The organism is Microbacterium sp. Z6_144 (genome assembly GCF_057197625.1).
In genome coordinates this window covers 778725-799614 of the sequence record NZ_JBXVPT010000001.1, presented here as the reverse complement: position 1 = coordinate 799614, position 20890 = coordinate 778725, and the positions used below count along the sequence as shown (strand labels likewise).

General features: G+C 69.2%; 23 protein-coding genes and 2 tRNA genes. 13 read left to right on the top strand and 12 right to left on the bottom strand.

From position 1 onward, the window contains the following. From AC2DGY_RS03880 to AC2DGY_RS03865, 4 genes are all read left to right on the top strand, one after another. Entirely contained in the window at window positions 1–1050 is a 1050-nt protein-coding gene (locus AC2DGY_RS03880) for an LLM class flavin-dependent oxidoreductase (RefSeq protein ID WP_484508384.1), read from the top strand. Between the two features lie 110 nt (window positions 1051–1160). Then, window positions 1161–2090, top strand: a complete 930-nt coding sequence (locus AC2DGY_RS03875) for a metal ABC transporter substrate-binding protein (RefSeq protein WP_484508383.1) — start codon at window positions 1161–1163, stop codon at window positions 2088–2090. Beyond that, complete coding sequence (locus AC2DGY_RS03870) at window positions 2087–2827, top strand: metal ABC transporter ATP-binding protein (RefSeq protein WP_484508382.1); 741 nt, start codon at window positions 2087–2089, stop codon at window positions 2825–2827. The genes AC2DGY_RS03875 and AC2DGY_RS03870 overlap by 4 nt, the downstream gene beginning before the upstream one ends. After that, entirely contained in the window at window positions 2824–3693 is an 870-nt protein-coding gene (locus tag AC2DGY_RS03865; RefSeq protein ID WP_484508381.1) for a metal ABC transporter permease, read from the top strand. Before AC2DGY_RS03870 ends, AC2DGY_RS03865 begins: the two co-directional genes overlap by 4 nt. A gap of 24 nt (window positions 3694–3717) precedes the next feature. On the opposite strand, the gene AC2DGY_RS03860 is transcribed toward AC2DGY_RS03865, so the two are convergent. Next, on the bottom strand, window positions 3718–3879 hold the full coding sequence (locus tag AC2DGY_RS03860; RefSeq protein WP_484508380.1) for a hypothetical protein: 162 nt from the start codon (window positions 3877–3879) through the stop codon (window positions 3718–3720). A gap of 196 nt (window positions 3880–4075) precedes the next feature. Between AC2DGY_RS03860 and AC2DGY_RS03855 the strand changes: the two genes are divergently transcribed. Further along, the gene (locus AC2DGY_RS03855) at window positions 4076–4411 is read left to right on the top strand and encodes a DUF7882 family protein (RefSeq protein WP_484508379.1); all 336 of its coding nucleotides are present in this window, start codon (window positions 4076–4078) and stop codon (window positions 4409–4411) included. Beyond that, a complete protein-coding gene (locus AC2DGY_RS03850) occupies window positions 4398–4622 on the top strand; it encodes a hypothetical protein (RefSeq protein ID WP_484508378.1) in 225 nt (74 codons plus the stop codon). Before AC2DGY_RS03855 ends, AC2DGY_RS03850 begins: the two co-directional genes overlap by 14 nt. Before the next feature lie 30 nt (window positions 4623–4652). Here the strand turns inward: AC2DGY_RS03850 and AC2DGY_RS03845 are convergent, their stop codons facing one another. From AC2DGY_RS03845 to AC2DGY_RS03830, 4 genes are all read right to left on the bottom strand, one after another. After that, window positions 4653–5012 (bottom strand): hypothetical protein, encoded by a 360-nt coding sequence (locus AC2DGY_RS03845; RefSeq protein WP_484508377.1) that lies wholly within the window; start codon window positions 5010–5012, stop codon window positions 4653–4655. Window positions 5013–5122: 110 nt separating this feature from the next. Continuing rightward, window positions 5123–5677, bottom strand: a complete 555-nt coding sequence (locus AC2DGY_RS03840) for an OmpA family protein (RefSeq protein ID WP_484508376.1) — start codon at window positions 5675–5677, stop codon at window positions 5123–5125. After that, window positions 5632–6162 (bottom strand): hypothetical protein, encoded by a 531-nt coding sequence (locus tag AC2DGY_RS03835; protein ID WP_484508375.1) that lies wholly within the window; start codon window positions 6160–6162, stop codon window positions 5632–5634. Before AC2DGY_RS03835 ends, AC2DGY_RS03840 begins: the two co-directional genes overlap by 46 nt. Window positions 6163–6338: 176 nt before the next feature. After that, window positions 6339–7577, bottom strand: a complete 1239-nt coding sequence (locus AC2DGY_RS03830) for an ROK family protein (RefSeq protein ID WP_484508374.1) — start codon at window positions 7575–7577, stop codon at window positions 6339–6341. Window positions 7578–7697: 120 nt separating this feature from the next. Here AC2DGY_RS03830 and AC2DGY_RS03825 point away from each other — a divergent pair, with 120 nt between their 5' ends. The 4 genes from AC2DGY_RS03825 to AC2DGY_RS03810 all read left to right on the top strand — a co-directional run bounded on the left by AC2DGY_RS03825 (window position 7698) and on the right by AC2DGY_RS03810 (window position 12555). Beyond that, on the top strand, window positions 7698–9005 hold the full coding sequence (locus AC2DGY_RS03825; RefSeq protein WP_484508373.1) for an ABC transporter substrate-binding protein: 1308 nt from the start codon (window positions 7698–7700) through the stop codon (window positions 9003–9005). After that, entirely contained in the window at window positions 9005–9916 is a 912-nt protein-coding gene (locus tag AC2DGY_RS03820) for a carbohydrate ABC transporter permease (RefSeq protein WP_484509972.1), read from the top strand. Before AC2DGY_RS03825 ends, AC2DGY_RS03820 begins: the two co-directional genes overlap by 1 nt. Beyond that, window positions 9916–10815: a carbohydrate ABC transporter permease gene (locus AC2DGY_RS03815; protein WP_484508372.1), complete on the top strand. Its 900-nt coding sequence runs from the start codon at window positions 9916–9918 to the stop codon at window positions 10813–10815. Before AC2DGY_RS03820 ends, AC2DGY_RS03815 begins: the two co-directional genes overlap by 1 nt. Window positions 10816–10881: 66 nt before the next feature. Continuing rightward, a complete protein-coding gene (locus tag AC2DGY_RS03810; protein ID WP_484508371.1) occupies window positions 10882–12555 on the top strand; it encodes a glycoside hydrolase family 13 protein in 1674 nt (557 codons plus the stop codon). Between the two features lie 13 nt (window positions 12556–12568). On the opposite strand, the gene AC2DGY_RS03805 is transcribed toward AC2DGY_RS03810, so the two are convergent. Both AC2DGY_RS03805 and AC2DGY_RS03800 read right to left on the bottom strand, forming a co-directional pair. Continuing rightward, window positions 12569–12847 carry a 2TM domain-containing protein gene (locus AC2DGY_RS03805; RefSeq protein ID WP_484508370.1) on the bottom strand — a complete coding sequence of 93 codons (279 nt, stop codon included), beginning with the start codon at window positions 12845–12847 and terminating at the stop codon, window positions 12569–12571. A 270-nt stretch (window positions 12848–13117) separates the two neighbouring features. Next, window positions 13118–13990: an oxidoreductase gene (locus tag AC2DGY_RS03800; protein WP_484508369.1), complete on the bottom strand. Its 873-nt coding sequence runs from the start codon at window positions 13988–13990 to the stop codon at window positions 13118–13120. A gap of 108 nt (window positions 13991–14098) precedes the next feature. Here AC2DGY_RS03800 and AC2DGY_RS03795 point away from each other — a divergent pair, with 108 nt between their 5' ends. Further along, window positions 14099–14521 carry a winged helix-turn-helix transcriptional regulator gene (locus AC2DGY_RS03795; RefSeq protein ID WP_484508368.1) on the top strand — a complete coding sequence of 141 codons (423 nt, stop codon included), beginning with the start codon at window positions 14099–14101 and terminating at the stop codon, window positions 14519–14521. 96 nt (window positions 14522–14617) lie between these two features. Next, window positions 14618–15742, top strand: coding sequence for an acyl-CoA dehydrogenase family protein (locus AC2DGY_RS03790; protein ID WP_484508367.1), 1125 nt, complete (start codon window positions 14618–14620; stop codon window positions 15740–15742). Between the two features lie 57 nt (window positions 15743–15799). On the opposite strand, the gene AC2DGY_RS03785 is transcribed toward AC2DGY_RS03790, so the two are convergent. From AC2DGY_RS03785 to AC2DGY_RS03770, 4 genes are all read right to left on the bottom strand, one after another. Beyond that, window positions 15800–15873, bottom strand: a tRNA-Met gene (locus AC2DGY_RS03785). Window positions 15874–15898: 25 nt separating this feature from the next. Further along, window positions 15899–15970: transfer RNA gene (locus AC2DGY_RS03780), tRNA-Thr, on the bottom strand. 64 nt (window positions 15971–16034) lie between these two features. Then, window positions 16035–17108: a M23 family metallopeptidase gene (locus AC2DGY_RS03775; RefSeq protein WP_484508366.1), complete on the bottom strand. Its 1074-nt coding sequence runs from the start codon at window positions 17106–17108 to the stop codon at window positions 16035–16037. A 327-nt stretch (window positions 17109–17435) separates the two neighbouring features. Beyond that, window positions 17436–18230, bottom strand: coding sequence for an inositol monophosphatase family protein (locus AC2DGY_RS03770; protein WP_484508365.1), 795 nt, complete (start codon window positions 18228–18230; stop codon window positions 17436–17438). Window positions 18231–18277: 47 nt separating this feature from the next. On the opposite strand from AC2DGY_RS03770, the gene AC2DGY_RS03765 reads away from it, so the two are divergent. Next, the gene (locus AC2DGY_RS03765) at window positions 18278–19864 is read left to right on the top strand and encodes a phytoene desaturase family protein (RefSeq protein ID WP_484508364.1); all 1587 of its coding nucleotides are present in this window, start codon (window positions 18278–18280) and stop codon (window positions 19862–19864) included. Between the two features lie 75 nt (window positions 19865–19939). On the opposite strand, the gene AC2DGY_RS03760 is transcribed toward AC2DGY_RS03765, so the two are convergent. Further along, complete coding sequence (locus AC2DGY_RS03760) at window positions 19940–20878, bottom strand: hypothetical protein (RefSeq protein ID WP_484508363.1); 939 nt, start codon at window positions 20876–20878, stop codon at window positions 19940–19942. Window positions 20879–20890 lie beyond the last annotated feature (12 nt).

Here is a 20890-nt window from a genome sequence, read left to right as displayed (position 1 = left end):
ATGGGCATCGATCTCGGCTACTGGACGCCGGTCTACGGCGGATTTCTCCGCAACGTCGCCGACGAAGACGGGATGGCGGCGACCTGGGCGTCGATCCGCGATATCTCCGTCACCGCCGATCGGCTCGGATTCCACACCACACTCGTGCCCGAGCTCTACCTCAACGACCGCAAGGGCGTGCGCGCCCCGAGCCTGGAGGCCTGGTCGCTGTCCGCGGCGATCCTCGCCGTCACCGATCACCTCCGCGTGATGACCGCCGTTCGTCCCGGCTTCCACCTCCCCGCCGTCCTCGCCAAGACGGTGAGCACGCTGGATTCGATCGCGCCCGGGCGCGTCGCGCTCAACGTCGTCGCCGCGTGGTGGGCGGAGGAGGCACGCCAATTCGGCGGGAACTTCACGACGCATGACGCGCGCTACGTCCAGGCGGAAGAATTCGTGCAGGTCCTGCGGGGCCTGTGGGCGCAGACGCCGTTCACCTTCGCCGGCGACTACTACGAGCTCGAAGACACCATCGTCGAGCCCAAGCCGGCGGAAACACCGGTGATCTACGCCGGCGGAGAGAGCGACGCCGGCAAAGACGCCATCACCCGCTTCGCCGACGCCTACGTCATGCACGGCAGCACGATCGAGGAGGCGCGCGCCAACGTCGCCGACATCACCGAGCGTTCGCTGCGCGTCTCCGGGCGTCCGCTGCGCGAGATCGGGATGCCCGCGTACGTGATCGTCCGAGACACCGAGGCCGAGGCGCAGCGCGAGCTCGAACGGATCACGACCGTCGACCCCGGCTCCCCCGCTTACGCGTCGTTCGAGGAGTTCCAGCGCAACTCGAACCTGTCGCTGGAGCTCACCAAGCGGGAGTATTCCGTGGGGACACGGGGGCTCCGCCCCAACCTCGTCGGAACCGCCGAGCAGGTGGCCGACCGCATCCGCGCCTACGGTGACGCGGGGATCACCCTGCTCCTCATCCAGTCGTCCCCCCTGAGGGAAGAACTGGAGCGGATCGCCGAGCAGGTCTTCCCCCTCGTTCCCCAGAGCTCTCTCGTCTCCTGATCCCTCCCCCCGTCGAGTTGCCACGATCTGTCGTGTCTCGCTCGTCCTGCGCGCGGTTGTTGGCGACTCGACAGGTTGTCGGCGGGCACGGGGCAGGGTAGTTTTTCGGTATGCCGAAAAATCGCGCCGTCGCAGTGAGGCGGCTGGCATGGATGGCGGCGGCCGCTGCTCTCCTCTCGGGGTGCGCGGGCGGAGATGCCGCCGCGGGAGGCGATGACCGCCCTCGCGTCCTCACAACGTTCACCGTTCTGGCCGACATGGCGCGGAACGTCGCGGGTGAGCACCTCGAGATCGACTCGATCACGAGGGTCGGCGCCGAGATCCACGGCTATGAGCCGACGCCCGGCGACATCGCGAAGGCCTCCGAGGCCGACCTCATCCTCGATAACGGGCTGAACCTGGAGGCGTGGTTCGCGCAGTTCGTCGAGTCCACCGACGTGCCCCACGTCGTCGTCTCCGAGGGGGTCGAGGTGATCGACATCGCGGGAGACTCGTACGAAGGCAGGCCGAATCCCCACGCGTGGATGAGCCCGCTCAACGCGCAGATCTATGTCGAGAACATGGTCGACGCCTTCAGCGACCTCGACCCCGAGCACGCCGCGGAGTACGCAGCCAACGCCGCCCAGTACACCGCCGAGCTGCAGCAGATCCAGGACGCGCTCGTCGCCGAGCTGTCCGCCGTGCCGGAGAACCAGCGCGCCCTCGTCACGTGCGAGGGCGCCTTCTCCTACCTCGCGCGCGACGCGGGACTGACGGAGGCGTACATCTGGCCGGTCAATGCCGAACAGCAGGCCACACCGCAGCAGATCGCAGCGGCCATCCGCTTCGTGGAGACCAACGACGTACCGGCGGTCTTCTGCGAGTCGACGGTGTCGGACCGGCCGATGCAACAGGTCGTCGAGGCGACGGGTGCCGACTTCGGCGGCACCCTGTACGTCGATTCGCTCTCGGAGACCGACGGACCCGTCCCCACCTACCTGGACCTCATCCGGCACGACACCGCGACGATCCTTCGGGCCCTGACCGGGCAGTCCTCGTGAGTGCGGCGATCGAGGTCGAGGCGGTGACGGTGCGCTACGGCGACGTGGTCGCCCTCGAGGACGTGTCGCTGACGCTGCAACCAGGGCGGGTGACCGGCCTGATCGGTATGAACGGTTCGGGGAAGTCCACCCTTCTGAAGACGGTCCTCGGCATGATCCGGCCGCAGGCCGGGAGCGTGCGCGTCGAGGGCGGCACGGCGGCGGCAGCCCGCACGCACGGTCTCATCGCATCGGTGCCGCAGAGCGAAGACGTCGACTGGGCGTTCCCGGTCTCGGTGCGCGACGTGGTGATGATGGGCCGTTACCGCCACATGGGCCCGACCCGCCGGGCTCGGGCTGCCGACCACGCCGCGGTCGATGACGCGCTCGAACGGGTGGAGCTGACCGGTCTCGCCGGTCGGCAGATCGGGCAGCTCTCCGGCGGTCAGCGCAAACGCGCGTTCGTGGCCCGCGGCATCGCGCAGGATGCCGCGATCCTGCTGCTGGACGAACCCTTCGCCGGGGTCGACAAGAGATCGGAAGCCACCATCGTGCGGCTCCTGCGGGAACTCGCCGGCGACGGGCGCACGGTCCTGGTCTCCACCCACGACCTGCATGCCCTGCCCGACCTCGCCGACGATGCGGTGCTGCTGCTGCGCCGCATCGTGTTCCAGGGCGACGTGTCCGAGGCCCTCCGCCCCGACAACCTCGCCCGGGCCTTCGGCCTGGACGCCCCGGTGGACGGACCGCAACGGTGAACCTCCTCGACCTGCTCATCGAGCCGCTGCAGTACGAATTCATGACCCGCGCCCTGGTGACGACCGTGATCGCCGCCGTCGTGTGCGCCGTCCTGTCGTGCTGGCTCGTCCTCATCGGATGGTCGCTCATGGGCGACGCGGTCTCGCACGCGGTCCTCCCCGGGGTCGTCCTGGCCTACGTTGTCGGGGCGCCGTTCGCGATCGGCGCGATCGTGTTCGGGCTCCTCGCCGTCGCACTCATCGGGCTGATCCGCGGGACCAGCCGCGTAAAGGAAGACGCCGCCATCGGCATCGTCTTCACGACGCTTTTCGCGCTGGGGCTCGTCCTGATCTCCGTGACCCCGAGTCAGACCGATCTCAACCACATCATCTTCGGCAACATCCTGGGCGTCTCCACCGGCGACCTCGTGCAGATCGCGGTGCTCGCCCTCATCGCCTTCGTCGTGCTCGTGATCAAGCGGCGCGACCTCACGCTCTACGCGTTCGACCCCGCCCACGCATTCGCCATCGGGTTGTCGCCCCGGCTACTGGGGGCGCTCCTTCTCGGCGTTCTCGCGTTGACCGCCGTCGTCGCTCTGCAGGTCGTCGGGGTCATCCTCGTCGTCGCGATGCTCATCATCCCCGGCGCCACGGCGTACCTTCTCACCGACCGCTTCGGGCACATGCTCATCATCGCTCCCGTGCTCTCCGCGGCGTCATCGGTCGTCGGGATCTACCTCAGCTACTGGCTCGACGCGTCCTCGAGCGGGCTGGTGGTGGTGGTCCAGGGGGCCGTGTTCGCGGCGGTGTACCTCTTCAGCCCGCGCCACGGCGTGCTGGGACGGCGGATGCGGCGCCAACGCACCGCGACGCAGCCGACCGGCTGAGCGCGCGACGACGATTCGGAAGAGTCAGGCGTCGGCGGATCCGTCGCCGTCGGCCGACTCGTCGTCGACCCCGACGTCGCTGGTGATCGTATGCTCGCGTTCGACGTCGTGCACCACATCGGTCTTCAGCTCGCTCGCCGGGTTCTCGTCCTCGGGCGATACGGGCGGGACGGGAGAACTCATCATGTCCACGCTCCTTTCAGCAGGGTCCAGCCTAGGGAGAGCAGCACCGCCTCCCGCGGGCTTGCGCGCCACCGGCACAGCCACTACGCGGTGCGCGTGCGTGACAGCGGGTTGTAGCCGATCCGCGCGATTTCTGCACCGGGAGTATGGCAGGCTGGGGCCGTACCCGCCGGGGACGCCGCGGGGCAAGAGGAAGATCATGGGCAAGTTTCTGTTCGAGGGCCAGCTGAAGGCGGATTTCGAAGACCGCTTGCTCGCCCATCTGCAAGTGGTGATCGGCGCGAAGTTGCGCCGGGGCGAGTCTTTCCATTTCAGCTGGAAGGACGATTCGAGCATCGGCAACGGCCGGACGTCCATCTGGGTGCACCCGCACAGCGTGATCACCTACAAGTACTACGGCGGTCGCATTCCGGCGCTCAACCGGGCATGGGTGGACGCCCTCATGTTCACCGCGAACTCGCCCCGCGGGCTCTACGTCGTTCCGGAGCCGCCGGCACACCCCGGCGGAGAGCGGGCGCCCGATGAAGCGTATTGACATCCTCTACGGCGGGCAGCAGTACTCCGTCGGCAACCGCGACACCGACGAACTGCGCGAGGAGATCCTCGCCGCCGCGCACGACTCTCGCAGCTTCTGGCTCGAGGTCAACTCGGGCGAAGGCGCACCACGGCCCGCCTACCTCCTGATCGCGCCCGGCACGGACCTCGCGCTGATCCCGATTCCCGCTGACGAGCTCGGCCCAGCCTGAGCTGCGCCCCGTGGCCTGCGGACGAGACCCTCAGAGGTCGTCGAAATCGCTCCACCCCTCCACCGCCGCCGGCACGTCTTCGCCCTGAACGGTCGCGGCGGGTTGCGGGATCCCGAAGCGACGAAGATGATCCGTCTTGGCCCGGAGATCGGCGACGAGCGCCGCATCCACGACCTCGTCGACGTCGACCTCGACCGAGTCGGAGATCAGCTGACTGGCCGGGCCCACCAGGATCGTCGAACGCCCCCGCTCGCCCTGCTCGTCGACCGTGGGGATCTCCACCGTCGCGGATGACCCGACCTCAGCAAGTGCCCCGGCGTACCCGAGCAGCGCGTGGGCGATCTCCGTCCCGGTGAGGATGGAGTCGCCGGCGTAGTGAATCCTGTCCATCCACTACTTGTAACGGCCCCAACCCGATTCCGGCCGACCCTTTCCCTCGGCGCCCGAGTCCGCTACGCCCGGAGGCGCCGCAACAGCGGATGCTGCAGACCCGGGCTCCCTCAGGGGCCGACGCGGACCTCGACCCGGCGGTTCGTCGCCATGGCGTCGTAGTCGGGTTGCCCGCCGGGATACTCCTGGGCGACAGGGGCTGAGGACCCGTGACCGGCAACGGCGACGGTCACATCGGGCCGCTCGCCGGCGATCACGTCCGCGACTGCCTGTGCTCGTGCCTGCGACAGCGGGATATTGACGCCGTCGCCGCCACGGGAGTCGGTATGACCGTCCACAGCGACGGATGCTCCGTCCGGCAGGTCGGAGATCACCCCCTGCAGCGCCGACCGCGCGCCGGCGTCCAGGTCTGCGGACCCGTATGCGAAGAGCACGTCGGAACCGAGCGTCAGGGTCTGATCGTCCGCCTTCGCCACCAGCAGCTCGACCGAGTCCTCGGTCGAGTAGACGACGACCGAGGTCTCGATGTCGTCGGGCGTCGGATCCGGCGCATCCCGCCGGTCGACGAGGCCGCCTGCCGCCAGGAGCAGCCCCACGGTGGCCGCAGCAGCCGCCGACCTCACCGGCCGCCGCCGATCGGGATGTCCGGCAGCTCGATCGACCACTCGTCCATGGTGAACGTGATCACGTCGATATCGTCCTCCGGCGCCGCATAGACGAACCACGATTCGAGCGGCTCACCGTCGACGGATTCGGCATCGGCGTTCGTCAGCCAGTCCTGCGCGCCTTCCCCCTCGATGACGCTGTAGCGCTTGAGGTTCTGACGGTCGAGCAGAACGGGGTGGGTGAAGATGTACCCGTTCATCGCCGACAGCGTGTAGCTCTCCTGGTCGCCCTCCAGATGCGGGATGAAGTCCACGCGCAACGTCATCGTGGTGTCGTTGTCATCCAGCTCCAGCGATCGGACGATGACGTCGATCGTGCCGTCCACCAGCGTCGCCGTCGCCGTGGCGACCTCCGCTTCCGCGCTCGGCCCGTCGGAGCTGGCGGAGGGGCTCGGCTGCGTGGGCGGCGTGGACGGCTCCGGCGCCGACGGCGCGCACGAGGTGACGAGCAGGGCGAGGGCGAGTACCCCGGCGGCGAGACTCAACCTCAAACTGAAGGGCGCAACGCGTCGTGAATTCACGAGCCACAGCATAGGGGTACCGGGCTCCCCGGCTGTTCGTCAGGTCCTGCACAGGGGCAGGCTGGCGATGAGAGCGGCGCCGAGCAGGGCCGCCAGGCCACCGACGACGAAGGGGCCGAGGGGGCCCGGCCGACGGGAACTCAGGCCAGGGCTCGTGCGCGAGGCGTGAAGGCCAGCGGTTCCTCACGCACACGGGCGAGGGCCGACTCCACCGCGCCCAGGACGACCACATCCCGACCGAGCGAACTGGCCACGACCTCGGGCACGGGAGGCGGGAAATCCTTCTCCAGGACTCGGCGGGCCTGGCGGAGAACCGGCTCGACGGCGTCGGCGATCGCCCCCGCGATCACGACGCGGTCGATGTCGAGGAGACTCGCCAGCACGACGACGACTCGCGCGACGCGTGATCCGAGGCGGGAGATGATGTCGCACGCGAGAGGGTCGCCGTCGCGGGCGGCGCGGAAGACGTCCTCCGCGGAGATGTCGGCGGCGCCTACCGACCTCAGGGCCGTCTCGGCGCCCTCCCGCACGGCCGCTTGCGCCCACCCGCGCGCGAGCGCACCGATCCCGTCCGGGGAGCCCGCACCGTCGACGATGCTGAGCAGGCGCATCTCGCCCGCGCCTCCGCGGGCGCCGCGCAGAAGCCGGCCGTCCACGATGACGCCGGCGCCTAGCCGCTCACCGGAGAGGACGGTGGCCACGTTTCCGATCTGCGCCTGTCCCCCGTGGGTCTGCTCCGCGACGGCGGCGAGGTTGGCGTCGTTCTCCACGGCCACCGCAGCCCCGGGAAGGAGGCCGTGGAAACCCGGGTTCATCGTCATCCAGAAGTCGTGATCGCCGTTCGGCGATCGTCCCGCGGAGTCCACGGGAGCCGGTACGCCGACGACGCAGAGCAGGACGTCGGCCGGATCCCGCCCGGCGGCGCGCACCGTTTCCTGCAGCAGCGTGGCCGCGAGGTCCCGACGCCCGGCGGCGGCGGATAGACCGACGCCGGCCCCGGCGACCGCGTTCCGGTCAAGGGGTGGTGGCACGGCGGTCCGCTCCGCGAGCGTCCGTCCGCGCAGGTCGGCGACGGCGGCGGTGAAACGATGCTCCCCCGCGTCGAGGCCGGCGACCACGCCGGCCTCCTCGCGGAGGCCGTAGCGCCGCGCGGGCCGTCCCTTGCGTGTCAGGCCCGCGGCCCGGCTGTCGGCCATCTCCTCGAGCCATCCCGCCGTCACGAGATCGTCGCATACGCCCAGAATCGTCGACCGGGTCAGCGCCGTCGCCGCCATCGCCTCGGCCGCCGTGAACTCGGGGGAACGCAGGGCGAACCGCATCACCGCCCCCGAATTCATGCGCCTCATCAGCTGCGGCGAGCTCGCCGACCCCAGAGTCATGCCCCCGACGATACAAGGTTGACGGGTCGGTCCCCGGGTGAGACAGTGGTCCCGTCGTTTAGATGCGGTGCCTAGATTTACTGCCCGAATCTAAAACGATGGCCGTTGGGAAGGACAAGGATGTCTGGAATAACGAGGCGCACCGCGCGCCTGCTGGCGGCAGGTCTGACCGCCGTATTGACCGCATCGCTGCTTGCCGGGTGCGGCACGGGCGCCGGTTCGGGAACGCAGAGCGTCCACTTCACCTTCAACAAGCGTGAGGCGATCGACTTCATGCAGGCAGTCGTGGCGGATTACAACGCCTCACAGGACGAGTTCCGCGTGAATATGGACACATCGGGCCCTGACCCGATCGCGGCCAGCTTCGTCCGAGGGAACCCGCCCGACCTCATGCTGGCGAACTACAACCACGAGGTGTCGCGTTTCGTCCAGCGGTGTGCGCTGGCCGATCTGTCCGACACCGAAGCGGCCAGCACCATCCGGCCCGAGATGCAGGAACTCCTCGAGCAGTACGGCGTCTGCGAAGGTCGGATCACCGGCCTGCCGTACTCGGTCATGGGCGCGTCGGTCATCTACAACACGGCGATCTTCGCCGAGCACGACCTCGAGGTGCCGCAGACCTGGAGCGAGCTCATCGAGGTGTGCGACACGCTGATGGCGGCGGGGGTCTCGCCGTTCTACGGCACGTTCGCCGACGCGTGGACCGTCAACCAGGGTTGGTTCGACTACAGCATCGGCGGTGCGATCGACCCTCTCGAATTCTTCGACGAGCTCGCCGCCCAGGGCGCCGACATCGGACCCGACTCCCCCGTGTCGTTCCAGAAGGACTTCCTCGAGCCGATCGAGAAGATGCAGCTCCTCGCCAGCGAGTACACGCAGCCCAATGCCAACGGCCGCAACTACGACACCGGCAACGTCGCCTTCGCGCAGGGCGAAGGCGCCATGTACCTGCAGGGCCCGTGGGCTTTCAGCGAGATCGCCCGGACGTCACCCGACCTCGAGCTCGGCACCTTCCCACTGCCCATGACCGAGGACCCCGCCGACCTCAAGGTGCGCGTCAACATGGACCTGGTCACGCTCATCCCCGATGAGGCTTCCAACAAGGAGGGCGCCTTCGACTTCCTGGAGTACCTCTTCCAGCCCGACATCATCCAGGCGTACAACGACTCGCAGCTCGGATTCGTGCCGACCACGACCGGCGAAGATCCCAGCGATCCGCGGATCGAGGGGATGATCGCGTACTACAACGAGGGCGCCGTGTACCAGGGCCCGGGCGTCCTGATTCCGCGGGCGATTCCGACCGAGAACTACGCGCAAGCGCTGGTCCTGGGCACGGACCCCCTGCGCCTCCTGCGGACGATGGATGCCGACTGGGCCCGACTGGCGTTCCGCCAACCGGCTGTGTCGACCGAGGAGACGGCAGGATGATGACCACCACCACGACGATCGTGACCGGCGGCGACACCCCGGTGCACCACAGCCGCAAGCGGGTCGAGCCGATCTACTACCTCTTCCTGCTCCCGCCGGTGATCCTGTTCACGCTGGCGATCACCGTCCCGGGAATCATCGGCATCTTCTTCAGCTTCACCGACTCCATCGGCCTGGGCGACTGGGAGTTCATCGGCTTCACCAACTACGTCGCTGCGTTCAGCGACCCGGCCATTCTCGGCAGCTTCCTGTTCACGTTCGGGTTCTCGCTCGTGACGGTGATCGTCGTCAACGTCGCCGCGTTCCTCCTCGCGGTGGGGCTGACCTCCCGCATCCGGTTCAAGGTGGGGCTGCGGGCGATCTTCGTGATCCCCATGGTCGTCTCGGGCATCATCATCGCCTACGTCTTCCAGTTCCTCTTCCAGAACTCCCTGCCCGCCATCGGCTCGGCCCTCGGCATCCCCGCGCTGCAGGAGAGCATCCTCGCCAACCCCAACCTCGCCTGGGTCGGGATCGTCATCGTCACCGCGTGGCAGTCCATCCCGGGCACGCTGCTCATCTACATCGCCGGGCTCCTCTCCGTCCCCGGGGACGTCTACGAGGCGGCCGACATCGACGGCGCCTCGAAGCGGCAGCAGCTGCTGCGCATCACTCTGCCGCTGGTGGCCGGATACGTCGTGATCAACGTCATCCTCGGCTTCAAGAACTTCCTGAACGCCTACGACATCATCATCGGCCTCACCAACGGCGGACCGGGCACGTCGACGCGCAGCATCGCCATGACCATCATCCGGGGCTTCCAGACAGGCGACTACGCCTATCAGATGGCCACAGCGACGCTGTTCTTCATCGTCACCGTCGTCATCGCCATCGCCCAACTCTCGGTGACGCGCGGAAGGAGCGCCCTCTGATGACCACGGACACCGCCACCGCAGCGAGCACCAAGAACATCGTGGTTCCCCCATCCGGCGCGCGCCGAAGGGGCAAGGGGGAACGCGTCAGCTGGTCGGGGACGGTCATCCTGCTCCTCTGCGCCGTCACGGTCCTCCTGCCGCTGTACGTCACCATCTCGATGTCGTTCAAGACCCCCGGCCAGGCCGTCGACGGCAATGCGTTCTCGCTGCCGATGCCCTTCAGCATCCAGGGCTTCATCGACGCGTGGCAACTCACCAGGTTCCCCGTGGGTTTTGCCGTGTCGTTGCTGGTGACGGTCGGAACCGTCGTCGCCACCATCCTCCTCGCTGCTTTCGCGTCGTACGCGATCGTGCGCAACTGGGATCGGCGGGTCTTCCGCTGGTCGTTCTTCTACCTGCTCGGGGCGATGTTCATTCCGTTCCCGGTCGTGGCGCTCCCGCAGATCCAACTCACCGGCCGCGTCGGCCTCGACAACCCGTTCGGCGTCATCATCCTGGCAACGATGTTCCAGCTCAGCTTCAGCGTGCTGCTGTTCACGGCGTTCTTGCGCTCCATCCCCATCGAGTTGGAGGAGAGCGCGCGAATCGACGGTGCGTCGACGTGGCAGACCTTCTGGAGCCTGATCTTCCCGCTGCTGGCCCCGATGAGCGCAACGGTCGGCATCTTCGCGTTCTTGTACGCCTGGAACGACTTCATGATGCCGTCGCTCATCATCTCCGACGCGAACCTGCAGACGCTGCCGGTGCGTCAGAACCTCTTCCAGACGCAGTTCAGCAGCGAGTACAACGTCGCCTTCGCCTCTTACCTGATGGCGATGGCGCCCGCGATCCTCGCGTACCTCTTCGCCCAACGCTGGGTGATGGAGGGCGTCACCCAGGGCGCCCTCAAGGGCTGACCGACCGACCGCACGGGGAGCCGGACACGCGCTGCGCCCTGCCTTCCCGCTTCGAAAGAGAGACCGATGGCAGCAGAATCCGTCATCGCCCCCGCCGCCTCGTGGTGGCGCCAGGCCGCGGTGTACCAGATCTACCCCCGCTCGTTCGCCGACGCGAACGGCGACGGCATCGGCGACCTGGGCGGCATCGTCTCGCGCGTGCCGTACCTCCGTGACCTCGGCGTCGACGCGGTGTGGCTGAGCCCGTTCTATCCGTCGGCCCTCGCCGACGGCGGCTACGACGTCGCCGATTACCGCGACGTCGATCCGCGGATCGGCACCCTCGCCGAATTCGACGGGATGGTGTCTGCCCTGCACGAGGTGGGCATCCGGGTGATCGTCGACATCGTGCCCAACCATTCCTCGAACGAGCACCCCTGGTTCCAGGAAGCGCTCGAGGCCGGGCGCGGAAGCGCCGCACGCGACCGGTACCTCTTCCGTGACGGGTCGGGTGCGCACGGAGAGCTCCCTCCGGCCGACTGGACATCGGTGTTCGGGGGGCCCGCGTGGGAGAGCGTCGGTGACGGGCAGTGGTACCTGCACTCGTTCGCGAGGGAGCAGCCGGACTTCAACTGGGACAACCCCGAGGTGCGCGACGACTTCTTGACGACCCTGCGCTTCTGGTCCGACCGTGGCGTCGACGGCTTCCGCATCGACGTCGCGCACATGCTCGTCAAGGAGCTCATCGACCCCCTCCCCGCCCAGGCCGAACTGGACCTGCTCGACCCGGCCTCCGGACGCCACCCCCTCCAAGACCGGGATGAGGTGCACGAGGTCTATGCCCAGTGGCGCGCCCTGTTCGACGAGTACGACCCGCCTCGTACCGCCGTCGCCGAGGCCTGGGTCGATTCGCCCGAGCGTCGCGCGAAGTACGCCGCCCCCACCAGCCTCGGGCAGGCTTTCAACTTCGATCTGCTCACGGCCGATTTCGACGCGGGCCAGTTCCGCACGATCGTCGCCGAGAACCTGGCACAGTCGGCCATGACGGGGTCATCCTCGACGTGGGTGCTCTCCAATCACGACGTGACCCGCCACGCGACGCGGTACGGGCTTCCTCCTCTGGACGGCCGCGACGTGAAGCAGGGAACGGAGTGGATGCTCGCCGGCGCCCCCGCCGACGCGGTTGACCTCGATCTGGGCCGCCGCCGTGCGCGCGCCGCGACGCTGTTCCTGCTCGCCCTCCCCGGCTCGGCCTACCTGTACCAGGGAGAGGAACTCGGCCTCTTCGAAGTCGGCGACCTGCCCGCCGAGGCGCGGCAGGACCCCGCCTACCATCGCTCGGTGGGTGAACCCGAGTGGAGCTTCGATGGACTCGGGCGAGACGGATGCCGCGTCCCCCTGCCGTGGAAGGAGACCGGCTCGTCGTTCGGTCTCGGCGACGACGGCGCACACCTGCCGCAGCCGGCGTGGTTCGGAGGGCTCTCCGTCGAAGCGCAGGAGCACGATCCCGCATCCACTCTCACTCTCTACCGCGAGGCGCTGCGTCTTCGACGCGCACTGCAGACCGACGAGTCGCTCGCGTGGGACGAGGAGCTCTCCCGCGGCGGTGTTCTCGCATTCACCCGGCCGGGCGGATGGACGAACGTCACCAACTTCGGCGGCGACCCGGTCCCGCTGCCCGAGGGCCACGTGCTCCTCGCCAGCGGACCGACCTCCGCTGACCTCCCGGGCGCAACGACCGTGTGGTTGCGCCCGGGCTGACGGCGGGGCAGAGTCAGCTGTTGTTTCGCATCCTGGCCATTTCGGCCTGGATACGGCTCTCCGACACCGCAGCGGGACGCCGTCCGTACGTGATGACGCCCACCACGATGACCACCACCAGCGTTCCCAGGATGGGCCACACCGGCCAGAAGTAGCCGTCCGGAGTCGTCAGGTACCAGATCGCGACCTGGACGAGCGCGAGGAGCACCCATGCGGCCACAACCCAGGTGAAGATCGTCTTCGCGATGACGCGCCGACGCGCGAGTTCGTAAGAGTCGTTCGATGTAGCCATGATGGTGCGTCCTTTCGGTTGGTGTTGGCGGTTCATGCGCCGGTCGCCGACCGAGGTCAACCCCTTTTGCAGCCGGGCGTCATCGACCGGATGTGCTCCGGGGACGACCCCCACTCTTGCGGCATGGCGTACCCCCGGGGCTGGTCGACGGCTGCTGAGCCGCGTGCGAGCCGAATTCGCGTACCGATCGGTACGGAATGGGGATCAGTAAACCATATGGACCGGTCGTGCTGCGAGTAACAGCGATCATCCGCACCTGGTTCGGAGGGCTCAACCGGCGATCCTGTTCAACTCATCCAGGTCGGCGTCGGAGAGGTCGAGGCCCGCTCCGGCGATGTTCTCGCGCAGATGCGCCGCGGAAGAGGTCCCGGCGATGAGGAGGATATTCGGCGAGCGGCGCAGCAGCCACGCCAGCGCCACCGCCATCGGCGTGGCGGCGAGCCGTGTCGCGACCGCGGAGAGGGCGTCGGACTGGAGCGGGGCGAACCCGCCCAGGGGGAAGAACGGGATGTAGGCCACGCCTTCGGCCGCGAGCCGGTCGATGAGCTCGTCGTCGCCCCGCACGGCGAGGTTGTACATGTTCTGCACCGACACGAGCGGCGCGATCGATTGCGCCTCGTCGATCTGCTCGAGGGTGGCGTTGCTGACACCGAGGTGACGGATGATCCCCTGCCGCTGCAGGTCGACCACCGTCTCGTATGCGTCGCCGATGCGCTCGGGGACGGGGCCGTTCGCGTCACCGAGACGCAGGTGCACCAGGTCGAGGACATCCACGCCGAGGGTGTGGAGGTTGTCATCGACCTGCCGTCGCAGTTCGCCCGGCGTCCGCGCGCTCGGCCAGCCGCCTTCGGCATCGCGGCGACCGCCGACCTTGGTCGCAATGAAGAGGTCAGCGCCGTACGGATGCAGAGCCTCGCGGATCAGCTCGTTGGCCACGCGGGGTCCGTACGTCTCGGCGGTGTCGATGTGCGTGATGCCACGGGAGATCGCTTCGCGAAGGACGGCGACAGCACCCTCGTGATCGGCCGGCGGTCCGAGCACCCCCGGGCCGGCGAGTTGCATTGCGCCGTAGCCGAAGCGACTGACGGCGGTGTCACCGAAGGTCCACGTGCCGCCGGGGAGGGCGGATGTCTGAGCGTTCACAGGAGGCCTTTCGGGAATTCGAGCGGGTGACCGTGAACCACTCTGTGCCCGTGACTACCGAATCGGAAGTAGTTACCATTTAGTGCGTTGGTACCCAGAGGGAGAGACATGACGACGATGACCGCTGCAGAGAAGAAGGCCGTCGCCAAGACGGAGTACAACGCCTTCCTGGCCGCCTGCCCCAGCCAGAGGCTGCTCGGACGCGTGTCGGGCAAGTGGGTGACCCTCGTCATGTCCGCACTCGGCAGCGGCCCCGACTGCGACGGGGAACCACGCCCCATGCGATATTCCGAGTTGGCGCGACTCCTGGCCGGAGTCAGCCCGAAGATGTTGTCGCAGACGCTCAAGTCGCTCGAGCGGGACGGTCTGCTCGCACGCACCGCCACCGCGACCGTCCCGGTCACCGTTTCGTACGAACTCACCGACCTCGGGCTCTCCCTGCATCACACGGTGCGGCAGCTGAAACTCTGGTCCGAAGTGCACCGGGACGAGGTCGCCGCGCACCAGGAACGCTTCGACGCCGCGCGATGAAGGGCTCGGCGCTCTCCCAGCGGCCGAACGGCGCCACCTCCTCCCCACGAAGGTAATGTGGCCCCGTTCACTCCCCCCGGACATGGAAGGCCGTTGATGACCGATACCTTGAGCCCCTCGAAGCCACCCACACACACGTCGCTTTCCGACTCGCCGCACCTGCAGGAGCTCGCGGAGCGACTGCGCGCGGACGCGACGCAGACCGAGGCGGATCTCCGGCCTCCCCTCGATCAGATCGACGCCGCGCGCGAGGCGGGGGTGTACGGACTCACCCTTCCGATGGCGGTCGGCGGTGAGGACGCCGGCTTCAGGGACCTGTTCTCGGTGTTGCGGGTGCTCGGAGCGGCCGACGCGTCGGCAGCGTGGATCGTCGGCACTTCTGCCGTCTCCAAACGCCTCGTGGAGCTGGCATTCGGGACGGACGTCGCGGCATCCTTCATCCCGCCCTCCGCCCCCTCCTGTGGGAGCGGAAAACCGTCCGGGACACTCACCCCGCAACCCGACGGCGGGTGGGTCTTGAACGGGCGGTGGCCGATGGTGTCGGGAGGCGAGATCGCCGACGGCGCCGCGCTCGTCGCGATGGCGCAAGGGGCTGACGGCCCGGTCCCGATGGTGGTGCTCCTACCGGCCAGCGCCCTCGTGATCGACCGCGACTGGGACCCGGTGGGCATGCGCGGGACCGGATCTCATTCCGTTACGGTCGACGGCGCGCACGTGCCCGCGTCGGCGGTCGCCCCCTTCGCCTTCGAACCCAACCTCCCCGCGTTCGGAGCGCTCACCGTGCTCGCTCCTGTCCTGGGCGCGGCCCAGGCGGCGCTTCGGGAGACCGAAGACCTGCTGCGCACCTCCTCCCGTCGCCCGACCGGCATGCAGGCCGAGAGCATCGGGCACTCACCGGCCGCGCGGGCACTCCTCCTCGACGCCGCACAGGCCCTCGACGACGCCGTTCGCCGGGCCGAGGCTGCCTGCGACAGGCTGGAGCGCGGAGCGGGAGACCCCGCAGTCGCCCTCGCGGTGCGCTCCGATTTCGCCCGCTCCGCTCGGCAGGCCCGCGAAGCAGTGGACCGGATGCTCGACCTGTTCGGCGCATCCGCGCTGGTGCGGACCAGCCGCATGCAGCGCCTGTGGCGGGACGTGCAGACCGGATCACGGCACGCCGTGCTCCTGAGCTACGTTCTGGACGACCAGCGAGCGGAATCCTCCTACGCGCCGGTGGGGTGAGAACCGATCGACACGGTGCGAAAACAGGAAATCCCCGGCGATGCCGGGGATTTTCTGTAGCAGGAGCGGGGCTTGAACCCGCGACCTCACGATTATGAGTCGTGCGCTCTCACCAACTGAGCTACCCTGCCGCGCTGCATCCGTGAGGATGCATCGAGCCCCGAGTCAGGATTGAACTGACGACCCCTTCCTTACCATGGAAGTGCTCTACCACTGAGCTATCGGGGCGTACCCGGAGCGATCCGGGCAACTCAACGAGAATACCAGAGCCCTGGGCCCGGCTTTACGCCGGTCAACCTCCGGCGCGCTCGCGCAGCCAGGGCAGCGGGTCGATCGCCGTGGTGCCGCCGGCGAGGAGCTCGAAGTGCGTGTGGGCGCCGAACGAGCGGCCGGTGTTGCCGGTGCGGCCGATGAACGTGCCGACGCGCACCTGCTGGCCTGGCGAGACCTGAAGGGAGTCGTACTGCAGGTGGGCGTACCGGCTGGAGACCAGCTCGCCGTCGATGACGTGGTCGATGACGACCGTCACCCCGAAAGCGCCGCCCGACTCGGTCGCGAGGCGCACGGTGCCGTCGGCGATCGCCTGAACCGGCGCGCCGGCCCCGGGAACGAAATCGACGCCTTCGTGCATGCGGCCCGAGCGCATCCCGTAGCCGTAGGTGATCGGCACGCCGACGGCGAACGGCCACTGGATCGCGGCGGTCGGGTCGTTGACGAAGAAGCTGGAGAAATTCGAGATGCCCGACTCGGCGGCGATGTCCGCCAGGCTCGCGGTCGTGTAGCCGTCTAGACGCTGGACGCCCTCGTTGTGCACGTGCGCCGGAGCGACGTAGGCCTGGATCTCCTCCTCCTGCGCCTCGGAAGCGTCGTGAGCTTCGAGGGCGCTCAGCACCGGGGTGCCGCCCTGCGCGGCCGCGACGGCCTCGACGGGCGTCGTCATGCCGACCGTGAGAAGCCCCACGATGCCGACGACGACGACGGAGAAGGATGCGGTGGCCACACGCCGGAAAGACAGGCCGCGGCGACGCTCCTGGATCCCGGTGTCAGCCGGCACGTCGTCGCTGAGAGCGGCGGCGGCCACCTGAACCGGAGTCTCACCGGTGAAGGAGAACAAGCGCGCTGCCGCCTCGAACTCGTCCAGCACCGAGTCGTCGGACTCCGTCACGGGTCCCGGCAGAGCGATCGGCGATGCCGGCAACGCGATCGGCGAGGTCAGGACCGCACCGGCCGCGGTCTCGACGACCAGGGGAACGTCGGCGTGGAGATCGGGCAGCTCGAGCGCCTCGGGGGCGAGGTCGGGCAGGTCTTCCACCGCGAGCGCGGGCTCGAGCACCGGCAGGGCAGTGACGGGCGCGTCTCCTCCCACTCGCCCGCGCACCTGGCGGCGCGTGGAGGCGGAAGGGGCCGGAGCCGACGCCGAGGCGAGCGCCCTGCGTCGCAGTTCGGCCCGCGTGAGAGCGGGCGACCCGGTCGCAGGCGCGTCGGGTCGAGAGCTGGACCACCGGGGAAGGGCGGGCTCAGCCGGGCGGGGGTCTGTCAAGACGTAGAGGCTTCCGGGTCATGTCGCAGGGGCGCGACGGCATGGGGCGGTACAGCTTCGGCCACCCCTACCGTTCGGGCGGTAAAGGTAACGATCGGATAAACACTATCGCGCGCGGACTGGGAACGCCATGTGCGCCCCCAATCCCGCCTGTTAATAATCGAGCAACTCGGAGAGGCGCTCGAAGACGCCGGGCGCTGCCGCGATCGTCATGCCGCGACCGGGGCGGCCCCCCGGCGACCCCGAGATCACGCCCCCGGCCTCGCGAACCAGCAGCGCACCGGCCGCGTGGTCCCAGGGCTGCAGCCCTCGTTCGTAGTACGCGTCGAGCCTGCCCGCCGCCACGGATGCCAGGTCGATGGAGGCGGAACCGCCCCGGCGGAGGTCCCGCGCGATGGGCATGACCCGCGCGATCTGATCCAATGTCGCCGCGTGACTGCTCGGGTCGTACCCGAACCCGGTGGCGATGAGGGCGCCGGCCGGACCGGCATCGGCGTTGACCTGCAGCCGCCGGTCGCCCAGCCACGCCCCACCGTCCTGGCTCGCCGAGAAGATCTCCTCGGTCGGCGGGGAGTAGACCACCCCCGCCAACGGCGTCCAGGTCGCGGGATCGGGATCTCCCCCGACGGCGGCGATGCTGACCGCGTATGCGGGGAGCCCATAGGCGTAGTTGACGGTCCCATCGATCGGGTCGACGACCCACGTGATCTCGGACTCGCGCGTCTGCGCGCCCGACTCCTCCCCGAGGAATCCGTCGCCGGGACGGGCAGCGCGGAGTCGGTCGCGGATCAGCGCCTCCACCTCGCGGTCGGCCTCGGTCACGATGTCGGCCAGCGCCGACTTCGTGGCAGCGACGGTCACGCCCTCGGCCCGCCGCGTCCGGGCCAGCGCCCCGGCCTCGCGTGCGACGTCGATGGCGAGTTCGAGGAGTTCGGCGGCGGCAGTCATGACTCCACGCTATCGGCGCCGCGGGGCGACGCGGCTAGCGTAAGGGCATGACCGCGCGCATCCCGGGCCATACGCACGACGTCGTCATCGTGGGGGGTGGGCACAATGCGCTGGTCGCGGCGGCGTACCTCGCGCAGGCGGGCGCCAGCGTCGTGGTCATCGAGCAGCTCGACCGCGTCGGAGGTGCCGCCGTGTCGGAGCGGCCGTGGAAGGGTGTGGACGCCCGGCTGTCGCGGTACTCCTACCTCGTGAGCCTCCTCCCCCGCCGGATCATCCGCGACCTCGGGCTCCACATCGACCTGCGTCGACGCCGCTACGCCTCCTACACACCAGACCCGGGCGACCCGTCGCGCGGCATCCTCGTCGATACCGCCGACGCCGAGGCCACGGCCGCGTCCTTCGCCCGGACGGTGGGCGACGCCGGCGAGGCGGAGCGGTTCGCGGCGTTCTCCGAGCGGATCCGGCCGCTGGCCCGATCGATCTTCCCGACCATGACCGATCCGTTGCCGTCGGCTGCGGAGGTGCGCGCGAGCGTCGGAGACGACGCGCTGTGGAGTGACGTGGTCGACAAGCCCCTCGGGCTTCTGCTGCGCTCGTCGCTGGAGAGCGACATCGCCCGCGGCATGGCGTTCACCGACGGCCTCATCGGCACGTTCGCCGCCGCCGACGATCCCTCCCTGCGCCAGAATCGATGCTTCCTCTACCACGTGATCGGCGGCGGGACCGGCGACTGGGACGTTCCGGTGGGCGGCATGGGGCGCGTGAGCGGTGAACTCGAGCGCGCCGCGCGCGACGCGGGGGCCGAGCTTCGCCTGGGCGCCCGTGTGACCGCCATCACGCCCGAGGGCGACGTGCATGTCGACGACCGGAAGGGCGAGAACCTCCGCGGACGCGTGGTGCTCAGCGGCGTCGGACGCGACGTGCTTGCGCGTCTGCTGCGCGATGGCGGGGCGGATGTGGAAGCGCCCGCCCCCGCGGAGGGGGCGCAGGTGAAGGTCAACATGCTCGTGCGTCGCCTGCCACGGCTGCGCGACGAGTCGGTGCGGGCAGAAGCGGCCTTCGCCGGCACCTTCCACGTCAACGAGACGATGACACAGCTGGATGCCGCGTACACCGCCGCCGTGTCCGGACGCGTGCCCGACCCGCTGCCCCTCGAGATCTACTGCCACTCGCTGACGGATCCGTCGATCCTCGGCCCCGAGCTGCAAGCGGAGGGCGCCCACACGCTGACGCTCTTCGGCCTCCAGGTGCCGCATCGGCTCGTGGCGGGAACGGATGCCGCGGCGTCACGCACCGCGCTCCTGGCCGCCGCGCAGGAGAGCCTCGACTCGGTGCTGGCGGAGCCGATCGCCGACTGCGTGTACGAGGCGCCGGACGGGCAGCCCTGCATCGAGGCCCGCACGACCGCGGACCTCGAGGCCGACCTGGGGATGTCCGGTGGCGACATCTTCCACGGCGCACTGTCGTGGCCGTGGCGGAAGCAGGAGGCCGGCGGCGCCGCCGAACGCTGGGGTGTGGCGACGGAGCATCCCCGCATCCTGCTGTGCGGATCGAGCGCCCAGCGGGGCGGCGCGGTCAGCGGTATCGGCGGACACAACGCCGCGATGGCCGCGCGGGAGCTACTGAACCTCTGACGCCGCAGACCGCCCGGGCCGGTTCGGCAACGGGCGGTCTGGGTCGCCGCCCAGGCGGGCGCCGGGCGGTGCGGGTCAGCGGGGGGCGGGAGGCGGCGGCGGGTAGCCCTCGAAGCCCGGGTGCGGCGGGACAGCGGGGGGCGGGGACGCCGGGGGCTGCTGACCGGGGGCCTGCGGCCCGCGATCGGTCTCGGCGGGGGCGGGAGGGGCTGCGACCGCTCCCGGCTGCTGCGCGTACGTCGGATAGCCCGTGTAGTACGCGTTCCAGTCGGGCGACCCGTCGGGCATCACCGGCAGCGGCGTGGCGCCGTCGGCGTACGTGGGCCACGGCGGCAGAGCCGACGCCGCCGACGCAGCCGCCGGGCGCGGGGCCTTCGGCGCGAAGAGGGCGTTCACCAGCGGGATGAGGGCGGTGCCGACGGCGGCGAGGATGGTGATGGCCACCACGATCCGCCAGTAGAGGTCGCGGAAGTCGATGAACTCGTGGAACGTCAACGGCACGATGAGCATGATCGCGAGGATGACCACGAGCGCGACCGTGACTCCGGCGATGATGCGCGTGAACGTGGTGACGTATCGCGCGTGGGCCTTGAGGTAGAGGCGCACGTGCAGCAGGGCGAGCTGCAGGATGAGCACGACCAGCAGGAACGACACGAAGCGCGTGAAGCCCTCGAATCCGTACTCCTCGGTGGGCATCCAGATGAGGAACGCGCCGACGAGGAGCGCGACGACCCACGTGATCATGCTCGTCAGGGCGAACCAGGCGGGCCGGCGTGCCGACAGGTGCACGTCGAGGATCGCCGCTCCGGCGAACGCTGCGAGGAGGAGGATCGTGAGGAAGGCGCGGCCGATGATGTCGTTCTCGGGGCCGAGGAGCACCCACACCACGCACACGAGGGCCGCGAGGATCAGTGCCCCGATGGCGACCCAGATCGCCAAGCGGAGGAGGGTGCGGCTGCGGTCGGTGGCGGCAGGATTCTGCTGCGGCGGATGCTGCTGCGGGGAAATGGTCATGGCGATCCTCTC